General features: G+C 68.2%; 12 protein-coding genes. 6 read left to right on the top strand and 6 right to left on the bottom strand.

Going from position 1 to position 19,809, the window contains the following annotated elements; genetic code table 11:
* Nucleotides 1–105: 105 nt before the first annotated feature.
* From lipB to ACFCQI_RS04775, 3 genes are read left to right on the top strand one after another with little or no spacing between them, the layout of a single operon-like run.
* A complete protein-coding gene (gene lipB, locus ACFCQI_RS04785; protein WP_395120243.1) occupies nucleotides 106–804 on the top strand; it encodes a lipoyl(octanoyl) transferase LipB in 699 nt (232 codons plus the stop codon).
* A 9-nt stretch (nucleotides 805–813) separates the two neighbouring features.
* Nucleotides 814–1,824, top strand: coding sequence for a lipoyl synthase (gene lipA / locus ACFCQI_RS04780; protein WP_395120242.1), 1,011 nt, complete (start codon nucleotides 814–816; stop codon nucleotides 1,822–1,824).
* Between the two features lie 8 nt (nucleotides 1,825–1,832).
* Complete coding sequence (locus tag ACFCQI_RS04775; RefSeq protein WP_395120241.1) at nucleotides 1,833–4,082, top strand: carboxy terminal-processing peptidase; 2,250 nt, start codon at nucleotides 1,833–1,835, stop codon at nucleotides 4,080–4,082.
* 93 nt (nucleotides 4,083–4,175) lie between these two features.
* Here ACFCQI_RS04775 and ACFCQI_RS04770 read toward each other — a convergent pair whose 3' ends face one another.
* The 6 genes from ACFCQI_RS04770 to ACFCQI_RS04745 all read right to left on the bottom strand — a co-directional run bounded on the left by ACFCQI_RS04770 (nucleotide 4,176) and on the right by ACFCQI_RS04745 (nucleotide 14,656).
* Entirely contained in the window at nucleotides 4,176–6,062 is a 1,887-nt protein-coding gene (locus ACFCQI_RS04770; protein WP_395120240.1) for a sulfotransferase, read from the bottom strand.
* A gap of 102 nt (nucleotides 6,063–6,164) precedes the next feature.
* Nucleotides 6,165–9,041 (bottom strand): TonB-dependent receptor plug domain-containing protein, encoded by a 2,877-nt coding sequence (locus ACFCQI_RS04765; RefSeq protein ID WP_395120239.1) that lies wholly within the window; start codon nucleotides 9,039–9,041, stop codon nucleotides 6,165–6,167.
* A 436-nt stretch (nucleotides 9,042–9,477) separates the two neighbouring features.
* Nucleotides 9,478–10,857 (bottom strand): leucyl aminopeptidase family protein, encoded by a 1,380-nt coding sequence (locus ACFCQI_RS04760; protein WP_395120238.1) that lies wholly within the window; start codon nucleotides 10,855–10,857, stop codon nucleotides 9,478–9,480.
* Nucleotides 10,858–10,924: 67 nt separating this feature from the next.
* Nucleotides 10,925–11,632 (bottom strand): HAD family hydrolase, encoded by a 708-nt coding sequence (locus tag ACFCQI_RS04755; RefSeq protein ID WP_395121252.1) that lies wholly within the window; start codon nucleotides 11,630–11,632, stop codon nucleotides 10,925–10,927.
* A 34-nt stretch (nucleotides 11,633–11,666) separates the two neighbouring features.
* Nucleotides 11,667–12,980 (bottom strand): substrate-binding domain-containing protein, encoded by a 1,314-nt coding sequence (locus tag ACFCQI_RS04750; protein WP_395120237.1) that lies wholly within the window; start codon nucleotides 12,978–12,980, stop codon nucleotides 11,667–11,669.
* 284 nt (nucleotides 12,981–13,264) lie between these two features.
* Nucleotides 13,265–14,656 carry a Do family serine endopeptidase gene (locus tag ACFCQI_RS04745; RefSeq protein WP_395120236.1) on the bottom strand — a complete coding sequence of 464 codons (1,392 nt, stop codon included), beginning with the start codon at nucleotides 14,654–14,656 and terminating at the stop codon, nucleotides 13,265–13,267.
* A gap of 354 nt (nucleotides 14,657–15,010) precedes the next feature.
* Here ACFCQI_RS04745 and ACFCQI_RS04740 point away from each other — a divergent pair, with 354 nt between their 5' ends.
* From ACFCQI_RS04740 to ACFCQI_RS04730, 3 genes are all read left to right on the top strand, one after another.
* A complete protein-coding gene (locus tag ACFCQI_RS04740; protein WP_395120235.1) occupies nucleotides 15,011–18,295 on the top strand; it encodes an LAGLIDADG family homing endonuclease in 3,285 nt (1,094 codons plus the stop codon).
* Nucleotides 18,296–18,358: 63 nt separating this feature from the next.
* The gene (locus ACFCQI_RS04735) at nucleotides 18,359–18,922 is read left to right on the top strand and encodes a hypothetical protein (RefSeq protein ID WP_395120234.1); all 564 of its coding nucleotides are present in this window, start codon (nucleotides 18,359–18,361) and stop codon (nucleotides 18,920–18,922) included.
* 99 nt (nucleotides 18,923–19,021) lie between these two features.
* On the top strand, nucleotides 19,022–19,765 hold the full coding sequence (locus ACFCQI_RS04730; RefSeq protein WP_395120233.1) for an NrdJb: 744 nt from the start codon (nucleotides 19,022–19,024) through the stop codon (nucleotides 19,763–19,765).
* Nucleotides 19,766–19,809: the final 44 nt, after the last annotated feature.

The following is a 19,809-nucleotide window of genomic DNA, read 5'->3' as shown; positions in this document are numbered from 1 at the left end:
GCCGGGATTCGGGATGGGGATTCGCAAGAGCCGCGTCCCGAGCCTCCGCGTCGCATGGGTTCGGCGGCTCTTGAACCAGAAGAATTGCAAGGCCACAAGCTCGTCGTGAACCACGAATCCCGAACCCCCCATCCCGAATTCCGGCCCCTGGCCATCCGCCGTCTCGGCCGCCAGCCCTACGCGGCGACCTGGCAGGCGATGAGCGCGTTCACCGACAACCGCACCGCCGACACGCCGGACGAGCTGTGGCTGCTGGAGCACGACCCGGTGTTCACCTTGGGCCAGGCCGGCAAGATGGAGCACGTGCTGGCGCCGGGCGACATCCCGGTGATCCCGGTCGACCGCGGCGGGCAGGTGACCTACCACGGGCCCGGCCAGATCGTCGGCTACCCGCTGATCGACTTGCGCCGCATCGGCGTGGGCGTGCGCGAGCTGGTGCGGCGGATCGAGCAGGCGCTGATCGACACGCTGGCGCACTGGCAGGTGGCGGCGGCGCGCCGCGAAGGCGCCCCCGGCGTGTACGTGGGCGAGGCCAAGATCGCCGCGCTCGGCCTGCGCGTGCGTCGCGGCTGCAGTTTCCACGGGCTGGCCTTCAACGTGGCCATGGACCTGGAGCCGTTCGAACGCATCAACCCCTGCGGCTACAAGGGTTTGGCGGTCACGCAACTGGTAGACTTGGGCGGTCCGTCGCAGCTGGCGGACGTCGAGACGGTGCTGGCCGACGAGTTCTGCCGTCAGTTCGGCTTCGTCGCCGCGCCCGCTGCCCCCCTGATTCCCGAACTCCCCGCGCGCGCCGCGGTCTGAACTCCTCCCATGAGCGAAACCAGCGCCCCCTTGTCCAAATCCATTCCGATCCAGGTCGTGGCCGGCACCGGCACGGTGGAGAAACAGCTCGGCAGCGACAAGATCGCGCTGAACCGCGCCGGTTTCGACACCAGCGTGCCGACCCTGCGCAAGCCCAACTGGATCCGCGTGCGCCTGCCGCAGGGCAACGCGGTGCAGCAGCTGAAGGCCCGCCTGCGCGAGAACGCGCTGGTGACCGTATGCGAGGAGGCCTCCTGCCCCAACATCCACGAATGCTTCAGCCACGGCACCGCCACCTTCATGATTCTCGGTGAGGTGTGCACGCGGCGCTGCTCGTTCTGCGACGTGGCGCATGGCCGGCCGCAGCCGCCGGATGAACTGGAGCCGGCGCGCCTGGCGCAGACCATCGCCGACATGCGGCTGAAGTACGTGGTGATCACCTCGGTCGACCGCGACGACCTGCGCGACGGCGGCGCGGCGCACTTCGCCAGCTGCATCCGCGCGGTGCGCCATGCCAGCCCGGCCATCCGCATCGAGATCCTCACCCCCGATTTCCGCGGCAAGGGCCGCATGGAGCGGGCGCTGGAGGTGCTCAAGGCATTCCCGCCGGACGTGTTCAACCACAACCTGGAAACCGTGCCGCACCTGTACCGCGAGGTGCGCCCCGGCGCCGATTACCAGTGGTCGCTGGACCTGCTCAAGCGCTTCAAGGCGCAGCACCCGCAGGTGCCGACCAAGTCCGGCATCATGCTCGGCCTGGGCGAGACCCGCGAGCAGGTGCTGCAGACGCTGCGCGACCTGCGCGACCACGATGTGGAGATGATCACCATCGGCCAGTACCTGCAGCCCACGCCGCACCACCACCCGGTGCTGCGCTACTGGACGCCCGAGGAATTCCACGCGCTGCGCGAAGCCGGCGAAGCCATGGGCTTCCATCACGTCGCCTCCGGCCCGCTGGTGCGATCGTCCTATCACGCCGACCTGCAGGCGCATGCCGCCGGCGTCACCGAATCCGCCTGAGAGCACCCATGAAACTTCGCCCCGCGCTGGTCCTGCTGTTCGTTCTCTCCGCCAGCTGCGCCTTTGCGCAGTCAGCGGCCGACCTGGGTGCCGGCCCCCAGCCGCGCAAGGCGGCCACCTGGCCGCTGGAGCCCACGGCCGAACAGGCCCAGGCCGCGCAACTGTCCGCGCGCTTCCTGACCCGCTTCCACTACGACGCCCAGCCGCTGGATGACGCGATGTCCGCGCGCATCTACAAGGCATATTTCAAGATGCTCGACGGCGACAAGGTGTTCTTCACCCAGGCCGACATGGACAAGTTCGCGCCACTGAAGAGCAAGTTCGACGACGCGATCTGGAACAGCGACCTCTCCGCGCCGTTCGCCATCTTCAACCTGTACCTGCAGCGCGCCGTGCAGCGCATGAGCTACGCCCGCGAGCTGCTGAAGAACGGCTTCGACCTCAGCCGCGACGAGAGCTACGAGGTCGACCGCAAGGACGCCGCCTGGCCGAAGGACGAGGCCGCCGCGCAGGACCTTTGGCGCAAGCGCACCAAGAACGACTGGCTGCGTCTGAAGCTGGCCGGCAAGGACGACGCGGACATCCGCAAGACGCTGGACAAGCGCTACAGCGGCTACATCGACCGCATCCGGCAGATCAACAGCGCCGACGCGTTCCAGACCTTCATGAACGCCTACGCCGAATCCACCGACCCGCACACCGACTACCTCGGCCCGGAGGCGGCGGCCAACTTCGACATCGCGATGAGCCTGTCGCTGCAGGGCATCGGCGCGCAGCTGCAGTCGCGCGACGACTACACCATGATCGTCAAGCTGATCCCCGGCGGCCCGGCGATGAAGTCGCACAAGTTCAAGCCGGGCGACCGCATCGTGGCGGTGGGCCAGGGCGACAAGGGCGCAATGGTGGACGTGGTCGGTTGGCGCATCGACGACGTCACCGCGCTGATCCGCGGCAAGAAGGGCACGGTGGTGCGGCTGGAAGTGCTGCCCGCCGATGTCGGCCCGGACGGCAAGCACGAGCTGATCACCCTGGTGCGCGACAAGATCAACCTGGAGGATGCCGCGGCCAGCAAGAAGGTCATCGAGATCAAGGACGGCGCGGTCACCCGCAAGATCGGCGTGATCGACCTGCCCTCGTTCTACTCCGATTTCGGCGCGCGCAGCGCCGGCGACAAGGATTACCGCAGCACCACCCGCGACGTGGCCAAGCTGATCGCCGAGCTCAAGCAGGAAGGCGTGCAGGGCATCGTGGTGGACCTGCGCAACAACGGCGGCGGCTCGCTGGCCGAGGCGGATTCGATGACCGGCCTGTTCATCGACAAGGGCCCGGTGGTGCAGGTGCGCGGCTCGCACGGCGAAGTCCAGGTGCAGGGCGACGACGATGCAGGCATGGCCTGGAGCGGTCCGCTGGCGGTGCTGGTCAACCGCGGCACGGCTTCGGCCTCGGAGATCTTCTCCGCGGCGATCCAGGATTATCACCGCGGCCTGGTCATCGGCGAGCCGACCTTCGGCAAGGGCACCGTGCAGACCCTGGTGGACCTGGACAAGTTCGCCTCCGGCGACAGCGAGAAGCCGCAACTGGGCGAACTGAAGATGACGATCCAGGAGTTCTTCCGCATCAACGGCGGTTCCACCCAGCTCAAGGGCGTCACCCCGGACATCGAGTTCCCGAAGAACGGCGACGAGAAGGACTTCGGCGAATCGACCTACGACAACGCGCTGCCGTGGACGCAGATTCCGCCGGCCGACTACCAGCCGGTGGCGAACCTCTCCGCCTACCTGCCGCAGCTGCTCAAGCAGCACGACCAGCGTGCGGCGCAATCGCCGGCGTGGAAGCTGATGCTGGACGAGCTGGCGCAGTACAAGAAGATGCGCGACATGACCACGATCTCGCTGAACCTGGCCACCCGCGAAGCCGAGCGCAAGCAGCAGGAGCAGATGCAGGCCGCCTTCCGCGCGCGGCACGTCGCCATCGACGGCAGCGACGCGGCCCTGCCGGAGGCGGGCAGCACGCTGGACGACGGCCTCAACCCCAACGAGCGCAGCATCAAGAGCGAGCTGAAGGAAGAGAAGGACGCCAAGAACGCCAAGGACCCGCAGCTCCAGGAGACCGCGCACATCCTGTTCGACGCGATCGGCATGATCAAGGCCGACCCGAAACTGGCCAGCGAGGTGCTGCCTTACGGCGGCAAGTTCTCGCCGCACGCACTGGCCAGCGTAACCACCCCCGCGCCGTCCGCGAGCAGCCCGGCGCACTGAGTATCCCGCTGCGCACGACGACAAGGCGGCACTCCCTGTCGTGGTGCGTGCGGGAGCCTGCGGTCCGCAGGCGCTTGTCCCGCGGGCCGTTTCCTACCCGTCGTAGCCGAAGCGTTCGAGCCACGGTTGCAGCACGGGCAACACCGGTTCGAAATGCTCGCGGTAGTCGCGCCAGCGGCCCACCGCCTTGCGATAGACGCCGCGGGTGACCTGCGCGTAGCTGGGCGTGCTGATGTGCTTCTCGCGCGCATGCTCGGCGAAGCGCTGCAGGGGCGCGGCATCGGCCAGGTCCAGGAACTGCGCCAGTCGTGTCGCCTGGTCGCCGAACTGCTCCACCACGGATTCGTAGCGCCACTCCAGCACCTGCGGGGCGAACACCTCGACATCGCGCTGCCATTGGGTGAAGGCGCGCGCGTAGCCCTGCGCCAGGCGCGGCAGGGAGGAGCACAGCACCATGAACGCCGGCGAGCGGAACGACTGCATGCTGCAGCTGAGCAACACGTCGCAGGGATGGCGCAGGCAGAGGATGATCCGTGCCTGCGGAAACAGCCGCATGATCATCGGCAGGCACTGCATGTTGAGCGGGTTCTTGTCGACCAGCCGGCGCGGCCCGAGGTCGGGGCGCACCTGCGCGACCCGTCGGCGATAGCTGCGGCGCAGGGCATCGGCATCGTCCTGGCTCAGTGAGGCGAGATCGGCGGGATAGCGCTGGCCGACGCGTTCCATGCTTTCGATCAGCTCATGGATGTAGGCACGCTCGTCCATGGACCGGAAATCCGGGTGGGCGTCGAGCATCTGTTCCAGCAAGGTGGTGCCCGAGCGCGGAAAGCCGACCACGAAGACCGGGCTCTCCATGGAGCCGGGGGCGCGCAGCTCGGTCCAGCGGGCGTAGTCGTGCGGTTCGACCACGCAGTCCGCCAGCGGCAGCGGCTGGCTGTCCGCCGCCAGTCGCTCCGGCACGACCTGGCGGGCGATCTCCAGTTGCGCCGCGTGCGCCGCCTGCAACGCGTCCCATGCCTCGGCGTGGCGGCCCAGCCGGTCGCAGGCGATGGCGAGGCCGAAACCGACGCTGGCCCGGCTCTCGTCGTCGAGCGGCAGCGCCAGCACGCGCCGGTACAGCGCCGCTGCCTCGGCGTGTGCGCCGTTGCGTGAGGCCATCGCGGCGTGCGCGCGCCAGCCGTCGGCGCGCGCTTGCACGGCGTCCGGCGGCAGGGCGTCGATCGCGGCCAGCGGCAGTTGCTGCAGGTCCTGCTGCGCGCGTTCGACCTGGTTGCTGCGCTCGTGCAACACCACGCGCTGGGCGGCGATGCGCAGGCGCAGCGGAGCGGCCGCGGCCTCCGTCGGCGGCAACTGCGCGCGCGCGAGCGTGCGCAGGGCCGCCTCGGAAGCGCCCTGCACCGACAACATGGCGGCCAGGATCAGCGCCTGTTCGGCGGGTTGCGGCGGCCACTCGCCGGCGCCGTCGAGCATTTCCTCCTGCGCCGCGTTGTCGCCGCAGACGTAGCAGGCGTAGGCCGCCTGCAGGCGGGCCTCGATGAATGACGGGGCGAGACTGGCCGCTTCCAGCAACGCCTGCCGTGCCGCCGGCCAATCGCGTTGCTGGGTGTACAGCAGGCCGAGGTTGTAGTGCACCTCCGCATCGCCCGGCGCGAGCTGCCGGGCCTGACGCAAGGCCTGTCCGGACGCGGCGAGGTCGCCGGCCAGGCGAGAGGCCACGCCGAGGTTGTTCCAGTAGGCCGAGACGGCCGGTCGCAACTGGCACAGGCGGTTGAACGTGGCGGCCGCCCGTGCGTGCCGGCCGGTGGCCTGTTGCGCCACGCCGAGCAGGACGAGCACGCCTTCGTCGTCGCCGGCGGCATCCGCCGCCTGCGCCGCCAGTTCGATGACGCGCTCTGCGTCGCCTGCATTCCACGCGCTCGCCATGGCGGCGGCCAACGTGCTGGCCGGAGTGCTGGGTGGATCGGCGGCGGGCGGGGGCATGCGGCCTCGGTGGGATGGTGTCCGGCGCCCATTATGCAAGAGGGCCGCGGTTTGCCCGCGGCCCTCCTGGGGGTTTGCAACGACTGCGATGGAGCTAGGACATCAGAACTTCACGGTGGCGCGGGCCCAGTAGTAGCGACCGAGCACGTCGTAGGTGGAGACGTCCACGTTGTAGTTGGAACCGTTCTGATACATCAGCGGCGGTGCCTTGTCGGCGATGTTGTCCACGCCGACGTCGAAGCGAGTGTGGATCGACGGCACCGCGTAGCCGAGCTGGATCGAGTGGTAGGTCACCGAGGCGATCGGAATGTTCACGCCGGGAATGGCCGCATCCGTGTTGAGCGCGGTCAGGCTGTTGATGTAGCGCGACTGCCACTGGGCGTTCCAGTTGCCCTTGCTCCAGTTCAGCGTGACCGTGCCGCGCAGCCGCGAGATGTTGCCGAACTGCTGGCTGTAGGTGCCGGCGTAGTCGATGGCCTGTGCGCCCGGCTCGCCGGGGGTGGCGTTGTTCCTGTAGGTGGAGGTGTAGCTGCTGTTGAGGCCCACCTGGAAGTCGCCCGGGTCCACGCTGCCCATGTTGAAGTGGGGCACCTTGTAGCGCAAGGTAAAGTCGACACCCGACGTATTCAGCGTGCCAAGGTTGACCACCGGCGTGTTGATCAGGAACACCTGGCCCGGCTGGCGGCTGGTGGTGTCCTCGCGATGGATCAGCCCGCAGTACGGGCTGGCACTGTTGTTGAAGCACGAACTGACGACCAGGTCGCCGGTGATCGCGGTCAACGTGTCGGACAGGTAGATGTGCCAGAAGTCGAGGCTGGTGGAGAAGCCGGGCAGCCACTCCGGCGAGTAGACCAGGCCGAGGTCGATGGATTTGCCCTTTTCCGGCTTCAGCGAGTTGCCCACGGTGGCGGCACCGGAATAGAACGTGTTGACCTGCGCCGGCGAGTTGCCGCCCCAGTTGACCGGCACGTACTGGCAGGCCGCGGCATGCTGGGCCAGATCGGCCGCGCTGAGGTTGACGCAGGGGTCGTTCAGGGTGGGCTGCACCAGGGTGCGGCCGTCGTAGAGCTCGTTGAGGTTCGGCGCGCGGAACACCTGCGAGACGGTACCGCGGACCAGCAGATCGGCCACCGGCTTCCATTCGATCGCGACCTTGCCGTTGGTGGTGCTGCCGCTGGTGCTGTAGTTGGAGGAGCGCACGCCCAGGTCGATGTTCAGTGACTGCGCCCCGGGCGCATCGGCGAGCAGCGGGATCAGGGTTTCCGCGTAGATCTCCTTGACGTTGTAGCTGCCGCTGGCGGGCGAGCCGCATGCTTCCTGCAGGATCTGGCACTGGGTGGTGACCGGGTCGAGCACCGCGAACGGGCTCACCGTGTACTTCATCGTCTGCTTGCGGTACAGCGCGCCGACCGACAGCTGCATGGCGCCGGCGGGCAGATCCCACAGGTCGCCGCTGGCGTCGAACTGCGCCTGCTTGGTCGAGTTGGTCATGACATAGATCGGCGTCTTCACGCCGGCGCTCAGCAGCTTGCCCACCGCCGGGTCGGCCTGGTTGAAGATGTTGGCGCCGGCATCGACCGCCGCCTGCAGGGCGGGGATGTCCACCTCGTTGGTGTCGCGCTGGTCGCGCTTGCTGTGGCTGTAGTTGATCGACGCGTCCCAGATCCAGCTGCTGTCCTGGCCGAAGTTGCCGCGCAGGCCGGTGTTGATCTGCGCGTTGTCGGTCTTGTAGCTGTGCACGCGGGTGCCGGCGCCGGTCAGGCGGGTCTGGAAGTTGTAGCCGCTGTTCGGGTCGCCCGGCACCGCGTTCTGGCTGAAGGTGACGCCGAACGGGTTGATCGGGTTGCTGGAGGAGATGATCAGGCCGTCACCGGTACCGACCGGCGAGGGGGCATCCTGGCCGCTGGATTCGGTGCGGTTGTAGAACGCGTTGACGTAGGCCTTGAGGTTGGGCGTCAGGTCGTAGCTGCCCAGCACGAAGCCGTTGGTGCGCTTCTGCGCGGTCTGCATGTAGTTGAGCGCGGCATAGTTGTAGGTGTCCGAACCGAGCCGGCACCGGTAGTCGCCGAGGCTGGAGCCGTCGCCCGTGGCAAGCGTGACGTTGGCGGTGCCGGACGAGTTGATCGCGCAGCCGTACTGGCTGGCGATCGAGGCCGGCAGCTGGATGCGGCCGGTCGGGATCGAGCTGGAGCCGGCGGCGATGATGGTGCCGCTGGACAGGTACAGCTGCTGCCGCGAGAAGTCGCGTTGCGAGGCCAGCGTGGCGTCGTACTTGTTGTAGTCGAGGCCGCCGACGATGCTGTAGTTGTCGCCGGACATGCCGCCGGTCAGGTTGAAGCCGCGACGCTGCGAATCGCCGTGGCTGGAGATGCCGTCGTTCAGGCTGAACTGGACGCCCTGGAAATCCTTGCGCAGGATGAAGTTGACCACGCCGCCGATGGCGTCGGAGCCGTACACGGTGGAGGCGCCTTCGGCCAGCACGTCGACGCGGTCGATCATGTCCGGCGGCAGCATGTTGATGTCCGAGTTGACCATGCGCTGGCCGTCCACCAGCACCAGCGTGCGGTTGATGCCCAGGCCGCGCAGCGAGACGCGCGAGGCGCCGCCGCCGGCTTCCAGCAGCGGGCTGGCGACGCCGCCGCCGTTGCTGTTGTTGGAGGGGTTGGTGGCGTTGCCGGAGATCGCCGGCATGTCCTGCAGCACGTAGCCCAGGGTGGGCTTGCCGGAGTTGGTGATGGCCTCGCGGTCGATGGTCACCACCGGGCTGGCGGTTTCCACGTCCACGCGGCGGATCAGCGAGCCGGTGACCACCACGGCGTTCAGCGTCTTGGCTTTGTCCTTGGAGGCCGGCGTGGCCTGATCCGTCGTGGGCGGATTGGTGGTCGTCGTCTGGGCCTGCAGCCCGCCGGCGACCGAGAGCATCCCGGCGGTCAATGCGAGACGCACAGCCAGTGACAGGTGATTCAAGTCGTATTTCATGTGGTTTCTTTCCCCAGTGGTGATGGCTCGGCCCTGTAATGTCGAGCGCGTCCACTGGTGCCCCTTGTCCCCCCTCAGGCAATGTCGCAACCAGTTTCGGACCACGCCCAACGTTCGAGAGGTTACTCCCCCGAGGCTTCGTCGCACCACTGCGCACGGCACCGGGCGGAACGGGGTATCGGGCGTCGAGGTCGGCGGGGGCGCCCCGGAGCTTGTGAAGGAAACCGCCTCCCGTGGTTTCCTGCTGTCGCGAGCCCGTTACAGGCCCGGACTCGCTCACGTGGAACAGTCACCAGGATGCCTGTTTCATGTCCAGCCTTCGGACAACCGCTCCTGTTGCCGACTCGGGCATCGGGCCATTGCTCCCGCCTTGCCTCCACTCGGACAGCCATGCCCCGCCGGGGCTGATCCGAGGGGTTGAAAACCGCTCAGCCTCTCAGTGTCCGTAACGCTCCTGCAGGAACGCGAACACCGCGCGCAGGCCCATCGCCTCGCCGCCGCGGGGGCGGCCGGGGCGGTCGGCGTCGTTCCAGGCGTAGGTGTCCAGGTGCAGCCACGGCGTGCCGTCGGGGACGAAGCGTTCGAGATAGAGCGCGGCGGTGATCGCGCCGGCGTGGCGCGAGGCGCTGGAGTTGGCGAAGTCCGCCAGGTGGGAGTCCAGCATGCGCCGGTACGGACGCCACAGCGGCAGCCGCCACAGCGGGTCGGCCACGGCGTTACCGGCCTGCAGCACCGCGTCGGCCAGCGCGTCATCGTTGGCGAACAGGGCCGGCAGATCCGGGCCCAGCGCCACGCGGGCGGCGCCGGTGAGGGTGGCGAAGTCGATGATCAGCGCCGGTTGCTGTTCGCCGGCGTAGGCCAGCGCGTCGCACAGGATCAGCCGGCCTTCGGCGTCGGTGTTGTCCACTTCCACGGTATGGCCGGCGCGGGTGGTGATCACCTCGCCCGGGCGCATCGCGTTGCCGGCCACGGCGTTCTCCACCGCCGGCACCAGCAGGGTCAGCCGCACCGGCAGGTTGGCCTGCATCACCAGTCCGGCCAGCGCGATCGCGTGCGCGGCGCCGCCCATGTCCTTCTTCATCCAGCGCATGCCTTCGCCGCCCTTGAGGTTCAGGCCGCCGGTGTCGAAGCACACGCCCTTGCCGACGATCACCAGCCTGGGATGGTCGGGCTTGCCCCAGCTCAGTTCGACCAGCCGCGGCGCGCGATGGCTGGCGCGGCCCACGGCGTGGATGGTGGGGAAGTTCGCCTTGAGCAGTTCGTCGCCGACCCAGTCGCGCAGCTTCGCCTTGTGTGCCTTGGCCAGGGTCTTTATCGCCTCGCCGAGTTGCTCCGGGCCCATGTCCTGCGTGGGCGTGTTGACCAGGTCGCGCACGCGCGAGGTGGCCTCCACCAGCGGGGCCAGCCGGGCCAGTTCCTCGGCCGCCACGATCAGCCGCGCCGGGGCGCGTTTGGCTGCGCGGTAGCGGGTGAACTGGTAGGCGCCCAGCGCCCAGCCCAGCGTGGCCAGCGCGGTGTCGGCGAGCACGCCTTCGGCGGCCAGTTCGTAGGTGGCTTCGGGCAGGTGGCAGGGCAGGCCGGCCAGCGCGGCCAGCGGATCGGCCGGCGCCACGCCGACCAGCACGCGCGCCAGCTTGCCGGCCGCGTCGGGCACCAGAGCGAACGTGCCGGGCGCTGCGTCGAAGCCGCTGTCGCCGAGCCAGCGCCGCTGCGTCGCATCGAGCCGGCGGCGACTGGCCGCCAGGTGCGCGGCGTCGGTGGTCTCGACGGGGATGCCATGGCGCTGGCCAGGGCGGCGTTCGATCAGGGCGGACATGGGCAAATCCTTGCGGGGAAATGGCCCATGATGGACATGCCCGCGTCGAAGAACAATCGCAACGGCGTCAGTCGCGGCGGGAAGAGGCTTCCAGCCAGTCGGCCAGCGCCGCCAGGTCGGGCAGGTCGAGATCCGGCGGCGGGCCCATGCCGGGTGGCCACGGTTCGCCCTGGCGATTGATCCACGCCGTGCGCAAGCCGGCGTCGCGCGCGCCGGCCACGTCCAGGGCGGGGTCGTCGCCCACGTGCAGCACCTGTCCCGGTTCGACGCCGAGCAGCGCGGCTGCGGCAAGGAAGATGGCGCGGTCGGGCTTGCCCACGCCATGGTCGCGGGCGCAGACCTGATGGCGGAAATGCCGCTCGATGCCGATGCGGCGCAGGTCGGCGTTGCCGTTGGTCAGGCTCGCCAGCGGCCAGCGTGCGGCGATGCGTTCCAGCGCGCTTGGGCAGTCGGGGAACAGTTCCACCTGGTTGCGCGCGGCGAAATAGATTTCCCACAACGCGTCCACCGGCGCATCGGCGATGCCACTGGCCTCGAACACATGGCGCAGGGTCAGCTGGCGCTGGGTGGTGAAATCGTGCGCCAGGTCGATCCGCTCGGCGGCCACTTTGGCGCGCAGCTGGCGCATCGCGGTGATCGGCCATGCACGCGCCACCTCCGGATGGTGCTGCTGCAGCCAGGCGTCGACGGCCTGGTCGGCCCGTTCCAGCGCGGGCAGCACCGGCCACAGCGTGTCGTCCAGATCCAGCGTCAGCGCCAGCGGACGCTGGACCATGCCGGCGCCCGCCTCTGCGGCGCGGCTCACCCGGTTATCGCTTGCTGACGCGCAACACCTGGCCCTGTTGCAGGTGGTCGCTCTTGAGCTGGTTCCACGCGCGCAATTGCGCCACCTCGACCGAATGTGCCTTGGCGATCGAGGACAGCGTGTCGCCGCGCACCACCTTGTACGTCGAATGGGTCTGCGTGGCGTCGGCGCTGACGCCGCGGAAATTCTTGCCGTTGGCCTGGCTCACCGTGGTGGCCGAGCCGCTGGCGCGCTCGACGCCGGTCACGGCGACGTTGCTGACGCTGCCGCTGACGCGCTCCAGCCGTGCATCGTTCGCCGCGCGCTCGCGGCGCGCTTCCAGCGCGTTGCGGGCCTGCACCGTGCGCTCCGACGTGGGCGCGATGGCGGCGCGGGACGCGTAGGTGGCGCCGGGCGCCGAGATCGGCGTGCCCTGCGACCGCGCGCGCGCGCCGACTTCGGCCAGGATCGTGCTGCGGCGCTCGGCATCCATCGCCGCCAGCCGCGCGCCGTCGTCGTAGGGCAGCACGCCGTGGCGACGCAGCGCAGCCTTGGCCGGCTCGGTCTTGAGGAAGTCCACGAAATCCTGCGCCTGCTCGGCCTTGGCGCTGTGCGGGTTGGTGACCAGGTACAGCGGGATGAACAGCGGGTAGCTGCCGTTGGCGATGTTCGCCGTGGTCGCCGTGCGGCCGTTGATCGGGATCGCCTTCAGCTTGGGGTTGTCACTGATGCCGGCCAGCATGGCCACGCCCAGGCCGTTCGGGTTCAGCGCGATGCCTTCTTCCAGCTTGCGCGTGTTGACGTACAGCCGCGGCGCGGCGACCGGCTGGTTGCCGCGGCCGAACAGCAGGCTGCGCAGGCTGTACTCCACGCCGTCGCCGGGGCTGGCCACCGCGTAGACGTCGATCGGCGCGTTGCGGCCGCCGACTTCGCTCCAGTTGTGGATCTTGCCGTAGTAGATGTCGTGCACCTGCTTCAGCGTGAGGCTGCCGATCGGGTTGGACGCCTGGGTGATGATTACCAGGCCGCTCCAGGCCACCGGGGTGAAGGTCAGCCGGTCGTTCTGCGCGCTGCCGTCGGAGGGGCGCGCGCTGCCGGCGAGGTCGGCGGTGCCGTTGCTCACCGCGTCGAGGCCCGAGGCGGTGTTGAACGGCTGCAGCTCGATGCGGCCGTGGCCGGCCTTCGTCCATGCCTTGCCCACTTCGTTCATCACCGCGTTGGCGGTGGCGTCGTCGCCGCGCCAGACCAGGCTGCCGGACTTGGTGGCCGCGGTTGCCGCGGTGGAGAAACAGGCGCCGATCAGGGCGAGGCAGAACAGGCGAGCAAAGCGTACGGACATGATGATGCGAAACCCCGGCGTGATGAACTCATGACATGGGCGGATGAGCTGGCCGATCGGGCCGGCCCACCCGTCTGGCGACTTGACGAAGGTGCGTGATCGAAAGCGGATATGCAGCCGACGCGCGGCGCGTTCGACAAGCCGTCAGGATATTGGATCGGCCTGAACCCACAATATCAAGCGATTTCTGGCGTTTGCGTGACGATGCGTCACAGAGCGTGCGCGCGAACACGCCGTTCACGCGACCCACGTCCGGTTTTTCGCGCGGTCGCTTTGCCGCGTCGTCAGTTGATCAGTACGTAGTGGCTGCCGTCCGCATCGGCCACCACCAGCACCAACTGGCGCAGGCGCACGCCGGCCAGCCCGCGCAGCATGCGCAGGCTGGTGAGGCGCTGGTTGCCGATGCCGACCACCACGTCGCCCGCACGCAGTCCCGCCTGGGCGGCGCGGCTGCCCGGCTGCACCGTGCTGACGGCGGCGCCGTACCAACCCTGGTCGCGCTGGCTCTGGCTCAGCTCGCTGAAACGCACGCCGGCCAGGCGCGGGTCGAGCTGGCCGCCGTCGAGGCTGGCCAGCTTCTCGGCGCTCAGCGTCGCATTGACCTGGCGCGGCTGGCCGTCGCGCACGATGCCCAGTTGCAGGCTGCTGCCCAGCGGCAGCAGGCCTTCGGTGTTGCGCAGCTGCTGCACGCTCTGCAGCGGCTTGCCGTTGAGCGAGGTCAGCACGTCGCCCGGCTGCAGCCCGGCGCGCGCGGCGGCCGAACCGTCGCCGACGCCGGTCACCACCACGCCCTTGCTCTCCTTCAGCCCCAGCGCCTGGGCGATGCGCGGGGTGATCGCCTGCGCCTGCAGGCCCAGGCTGCCGCGCTCGACCTTGCCATGCGCGATCAGCTGCTTCATCACCTCGGCGGTGAGGTTGCTGGGGATCGCGAAGCCGATGCCCACGTTGCCGCCCGAGGGCGAGAAGATCATCGTGTTGATGCCGACCAGCTCGCCGCGCAGGTTCACCAGCGGGCCGCCGGAGTTGCCCGGGTTGATCGAGGCATCGGTCTGGATGAAGTTCTGGTAGCTCGAATCGCCCAGGCCCGAGCGCCCCAGCGCCGAGACGATGCCGGCGGTCACCGTCTGGCCCAGGCCGAACGGTTCGCCCACCGCCACCACGTAGTCGCCCACGCGCAGGGTGGAGGAGTCGGCCATCGGCAGCGCGTGCAGGTCGCTGGCCCGGATCTGCACCACCGCCACGTCGGTGGCCGGGTCGGTGCCGATCAGCTTGCCCTTGAAGCTGCGCCCGTCCTGCAGCGTCACGCTGATGTCGTCGGCGCCGGCGACCACGTGGTTGTTGGTCAGGATGTAGCCCCTGGCCGCGTCCACGATCACGCCCGAACCCAGGCTCTGCTCCACGCGCTCGCGCGGCGTGGGCGGCAGGCCGAAGAACTGGCGCACCATCGGGTCGTCGAAATATGCATCGCGCACCGGCACGTGGGTGGTACTGGAAATGTTCACCACCGCCGGCGTCACCCGGGTCAGCATCGGCGCCAGCGACGGCATCGGCTGGCCGTCGATCGCCGCCGGCAAGGTGGCGGCGCGGCCGGCGCCCGGCAGCGTGCCGAACGCGATCACCAGCGCGGCCAGCAAGCCGGTCAACCACGACGGCACGGAGGGATGGCGAGGCGACATGAGGGGCTCCTTGGCGGGGGTGAGTTCGGCGCTGGTTCGACCGATCGGCGGCGTGCGGGTTCCCGCCGGCCGATGCCGCTCGCAGGACTTTACTTCCCGGAGCGGCAGGGTTAACTTCCTCCCTTGGTAACAACCACAACATCTTGTGTTGAAGCGCCAATGCCGAGACTAGCACTGGTGCCAACCGCGGCGTTCTTGGGGAGGAGCCACTGTTGTCGGAAAGCCAGGGGGCGGGCAGGCCGGGAGGTCGTTCCCGCCCGTGATCTTCGTCGCCGTCGCGTCGCGAGCGACACCCTTACATCCCAATAAAAATCAACGGGGGCCGCGAGGCCACACCGAGAGGTCAGCAAAACGATGAGCACAATGCGTGCGCCAGCCAACCACCCCGCCACCGGCCGTGATGCTGCCGTGGACATCCCGCTGCAACCCGCCTCGTGGGACATCTGGGACAAGAAGTATCGCCTGAAGACCAAGACCGGCGAGCCGGTCGACGGCAGCATCGACGAGACCTACCAGCGCGTGGCGCGCGCCCTGTCCGACGTGGAAGCCACCGACGAGCTGCGCGGCCACTGGTACGAGCGTTTCCTGTGGGCGCTGCGCCGCGGGGCCATCCCCGCCGGCCGCATCACCTCCAACGCCGGCGCGCTGGCGCACAAGCCGGCCACCAGCACGATCAACTGCACCGTTTCGGGCACCATCCACGATTCGATGGACGACATCCTGGAGAAGGTGCACGAGGCCGGCCTCACCCTGAAGGCCGGTTGCGGCATCGGCTACGAGTTCAGCACCCTGCGTCCGCGCAACGCCTATGTCTCCGGCGCCGGCGCGTACACCAGCGGCCCGCTGTCGTTCATGGACATCTACGACAAGATGTGTTTCACCGTCTCCAGCGCCGGCGGCCGCCGTGGCGCGCAGATGGGCACCTTCGACATCAGCCATCCGGACGCCAAGGAGTTCATCCGCGCCAAGCGCGAGGACGGCCGCCTGCGCCAGTTCAACCTCAGCCTGCTGATCACCGACGGCTTCATGGACGCGGTGGAAAACGACCAGGACTGGCCGCTGGTATTCCCGGTGCACGTCAAGGAGAAGGACGAGATCGACGTCAACGACCCGAGCAGGGTCGTCTGGCGCGAATGGCCGACCCACGAGAACTACGTCGACCGCGAAGACGGCCTGGTCGCCTGCAAGATCTACAGCCACATCCGCGCGCGGCACCTGTGGGACATGATCATGGTCTCGACGTACGACTACGCCGAGCCCGGGTTCATCCTGATCGACAAGGTCAACGAGATGAACAACAACTGGTGGTGCGAGCACATCCGCGCGACCAACCCCTGCGTCACGGCCGACACTTGGGTGCAGACCGCCGAAGGCCCGCGCCAAGTCAGTGACCTGCTCGGTCGAGGCTTCATGGCCCGCGTGGACGGCAACGATCACGCCACTGGCGCCGAGGGTTTCTTCCGCACCGCGACCAAGCCGGTGCTGGCGCTGCAGACCGAGGAAGGCCACCGCCTGCGCCTGACCGAGGACCACCGCGTGCGCCGCGTGTCGCGCCTGACCCGCTGGAGCGTGGACACCGAGTGGTGCGCCGCCGGCGCGCTGCAGCCTGGCGACCGCGTGCTGCTCAACGATCACCGCGCCAACGCGCAGTGGCCCGGTGCGCTGACCGGGGAGCAGGGCTACCTGCTCGGCCTGCTGGTCGGTGACGGCACGCTCAAGCACGAGGCCGCGGTGTTGTCGGTGTGGCCGCAGGCCGCCGTGATGAACGGCTCGGTGGATGGCGGTACCCGTGCGCTGATGGCCGAAGCCCTGCGCTGCGCCCGGACGCTGCCGCACCGTGCCGATTTCACCGGCTGGTCGGAAGTGGCCGGCCGCGGCGAGTTCCGCATGAAGTCCGCCGCGCTGCGTGACCTTGCGTTCGAGTTCGGCATGAATCCGGGCGACAAGGCGATCACGCCGGCGCTGGAGCAGGCGTCGAGCGAGGCCTATCGCGGCTTCCTGCGCGGCTTCTTCGACGCCGACGGTTCGGTGCAGGGCAGCCAGGCCAAGGGCGTGTCCGTGCGCCTGGCGCAGTCGGACCTGCCGCGGTTGGAAGCGGTACAGCGCATGCTGCTGCGCCTGGGCATGCCGTCACGGATCTATCGCGACCGCCGTGTCGCAGGTGAAAGCCTGTTGCCCGATGGTCATGGCGGCAGGCATGCCTATGCCACCCGGGCCCAGCACGAGCTGGTGATTGCCGGCGAGTCGCTGCCGCGTTTCGCCGAATTGATCGGCTTTGCCGACAGCGACAAGGCCGCGCGTCTGAAGGCCGCCTTGTCGGGCTACAAGCGTCACCTCAACCGCGAGCGCTTTGTCGCCACCGTGCAATCGCTGCAGGCCGATGGCGTCGAGGACGTCTACGACGTGCAGGTACCCGGCATCAACACCTTCGACGGCAACGGCCTGCACGCGCACAACTGCGGCGAACAGCCGTTGCCGCCCTACGGCTCGTGCCTGCTCGGCTCGGTCAACCTGACCAAGTTCGTGCGCGACCCGTTCGGGCCCAAGGCGCGTTTCGACTGGGAGGAATACCGCGAGGTGGTCAAGGTGTTCACCCGCATGCTCGACAACGTGGTCGAGATCAACGGCCTGCCGCTGGAGCAGCAGCGCAACGAGATCATGGGCAAGCGCCGCCACGGCATGGGCTTCCTCGGCCTGGGCTCCACCGTGACCATGCTCAAGCAGAGTTACGGCAGCCCCGAGGCGGTGGCGTTCACCGAGGACGTCTCGCGCGAAATGGCGCTGGCCGGCTGGGAAGTGGCGCTGGAGCTGGCGAAAGAGAAGGGCGCCGCGCCGGTGCTGCTGCGCGACTACACCGTCACCGGCGACATGCTGCGCAAACGCCCGGAAATGGCGGTCGACGGCTACAAGATCGGCGACACCATCCCCGGCCGCGTGCTGCACGCGAAATACAGCCGCTACATGCAGCGCATCGCCACGGTGGCGCCGGAGCTGGTCGAGCAACTGGCCGAGACCGGCGCGCGTTTCACCCACCACACCTCGATCGCCCCCACCGGCACCATCTCGCTCAGCCTGGCCAACAACGCCAGCAACGGCATCGAGCCGAGCTTCGCGCACAGCTACTCGCGCAACGTGATCCGCGAAGGCAAGAAATCCAAGGAGAAGGTCGAGGTGCTCAGCTTCGAGCTGCTCGCCTACCGCGCGCTGATCAACGCCGAGGCCAGGCCGTTCACCGACGATGCCGCGCACAAGCTGCCCGACTACTTCGTCTCCGCCGACGACATCGGCCCGAAGCAGCACGTGGACATCCAGGCCGCCTCGCAGAAATGGATCGATTCGTCGATCTCCAAGACCGCCAACGTGCCCACCGATTACCCGTACGAAGACTTCAAGGACATCTACTTCTACGCCTACAAGCAGGGGCTCAAGGGATGCACCACGTTCCGCTTCAACCCCGCCGCTTTCCAGGGTGTGCTGGTCAAGGAATCGGACCTTGAAAACACCCTCTACCGCTTCGAGCTGGAGGACGGTAGTGTTGTCGAACTGAAAGGCAATGAGCAGGTGGAATACGACGGCGAGATGCATTCGGCCGCCAACCTCTTCGATGCCTTGAAGGAGGGTTACTACGGCAAGTTCTGAACTGCGCGCAGTTTCCCGAGGGCCACGGCACGTACTGACATTCATCGGAGGGGAACACCAGTTATGTCCATCGACAACGAGCTTGAGTCAAACAACAACCCAGCGGCCGCCGAGGCACCCGCCGTCGTGCTGCCCGTGCTGCCCGAGGTAGCGCCGGCCGCACCCGCCGCGGCCCCGGCGAAGAAGGCCCCGGCACGCCGCAAGGCCGCAGTGAAGAAGGCCGCACCGAAGAAAAAGGCGGCCGCGAAGAAGGCGGCTCCGAAGAAGAAGGCCGCGGCCAAGAAGGCTGCGCCTAAGAAGAAGGCCGCCGCGAAGAAAGCGGCTCCCAAGAAAAAGGCTGCAGCCAGGAAGGCCGCGCCGAAGAAGGCTGCCGCCAAGAAAGCGGCAAGGAAGTCGGTGAAGAAGGCGGCCCCGAAGAAGGCTGTGCGCAAGAGCGCGAAGAAAGTGGCGAAGAAGGCGGTCAAGAAAGCCGCCGTCAAGCGCGCCAAGCCCGCCCGCAAGGCGGCAGGCAAGAAGTCGGTCGCCCGCAAGGCGGCCCCGAAGAAGGCGGCGGCAAAGAAGTCCGCCAGCAAGAAGAAGGCCGCCCCCAAGGCAGCCAAGAGGTCCACTGCCAGCAAGAAGAAGTAAGCCGTACCTCCATCCGGCCCGGCGTCGCGCCGGGCCGGATGGTTTTTCATGTCACACGTCGCCGCCATTGCGGCGCGCCCCAGCAAAGAAGCGAATCCCATGGCAATCAAGATCGACAAGAAGATCACCGGCTACAACGTGGTCAAGCCCGAGGACAAGGTTGCCGATGCGGCCGGCAGCGCAAAGCAGGCCACCCCTGCCGCGCCCAAGCAGGCCGAAGTGATCCAGATGCACGAGAGTGTCGAGCGGCCGGAAACCCTGGTCGGCTCCACCTTCAAGGTCAAGTCGCCGCTGTTCGAGCACGCCCTGTACGTCACCATCAACGACATCGTGCTCAACGCCGGCACCAAGTACGAGCAGCGCCGTCCCTTCGAGATCTTCATCAACTCGAAGAACATGGACCACTTCCAGTGGATCGTGGCGCTCACCCGCATCCTCTCCGCCGTGTTCCGCAAGGGCGGCGACGTCACCTTCATCGTGGAAGAGCTGAAAGCCGTATTCGACCCCCGCGGCGGCTACTTCAAGGCCGGCGGCGTCTACATGCCCAGCATCGTCGCCGAGATCGGCTCGGTGGTGGAGCAGCACATGAAGAACATCGGGCTGATCCACGATCCGGAGATGGATGAGGCGACGCGGAAGCTGATTGCGGAGAAGCGGGCGGCGTACGAGGCGCTGGGCGCGAAGAAGGCTGCCGATGCGGGCGCTGCTGCCGAAGCGGGCGCGGGTGAGGCGCTGTCGTTTCCGCCGGGGTCGATGATGTGCGACAAGTGCAATACCAAGGCGTTGGTACTGATGGACAACTGTCAGACCTGTTTGAATTGTGGGTATTCGAAGTGCGGGTGATGGAAGGCACGCACTAAGTTGAACGCTGAAAGGGTGGCCGTTGG

Source organism: Rhodanobacter sp. FW102-FHT14D06, from assembly GCF_043950705.1.
In the GTDB taxonomy this organism is placed as follows: domain Bacteria; phylum Pseudomonadota; class Gammaproteobacteria; order Xanthomonadales; family Rhodanobacteraceae; genus Rhodanobacter.
The sequence above is the reverse complement of the archived record's forward strand: the minus strand, read 5'-3'. Positions and strand labels throughout refer to the sequence as shown.

Excerpts from the sequence above, each read along its gene's own strand:
- lipA (WP_395120242.1), top strand. The coding sequence starts at position 814 with ATGAGCGAAACCAGCGCCCCCTTGTCCAAATCCATTCCGATCCAGGTC.
- ACFCQI_RS04775 (WP_395120241.1), top strand. The coding sequence starts at position 1,833 with ATGAAACTTCGCCCCGCGCTGGTCCTGCTGTTCGTTCTCTCCGCCAGC.
- ACFCQI_RS04770 (WP_395120240.1), bottom strand. The coding sequence starts at position 6,062 with ATGCCCCCGCCCGCCGCCGATCCACCCAGCACTCCGGCCAGCACGTTG.
- ACFCQI_RS04765 (WP_395120239.1), bottom strand. The coding sequence starts at position 9,041 with ATGAAATACGACTTGAATCACCTGTCACTGGCTGTGCGTCTCGCATTG.
- ACFCQI_RS04760 (WP_395120238.1), bottom strand. The coding sequence starts at position 10,857 with ATGTCCGCCCTGATCGAACGCCGCCCTGGCCAGCGCCATGGCATCCCC.
- ACFCQI_RS04755 (WP_395121252.1), bottom strand. The coding sequence starts at position 11,632 with ATGGTCCAGCGTCCGCTGGCGCTGACGCTGGATCTGGACGACACGCTG.
- ACFCQI_RS04750 (WP_395120237.1), bottom strand. The coding sequence starts at position 12,980 with ATGTCCGTACGCTTTGCTCGCCTGTTCTGCCTCGCCCTGATCGGCGCC.
- ACFCQI_RS04745 (WP_395120236.1), bottom strand. The coding sequence starts at position 14,656 with ATGTCGCCTCGCCATCCCTCCGTGCCGTCGTGGTTGACCGGCTTGCTG.
- ACFCQI_RS04740 (WP_395120235.1), top strand. The coding sequence starts at position 15,011 with ATGAGCACAATGCGTGCGCCAGCCAACCACCCCGCCACCGGCCGTGAT.
- ACFCQI_RS04735 (WP_395120234.1), top strand. The coding sequence starts at position 18,359 with ATGTCCATCGACAACGAGCTTGAGTCAAACAACAACCCAGCGGCCGCC.
- ACFCQI_RS04730 (WP_395120233.1), top strand. The coding sequence starts at position 19,022 with ATGGCAATCAAGATCGACAAGAAGATCACCGGCTACAACGTGGTCAAG.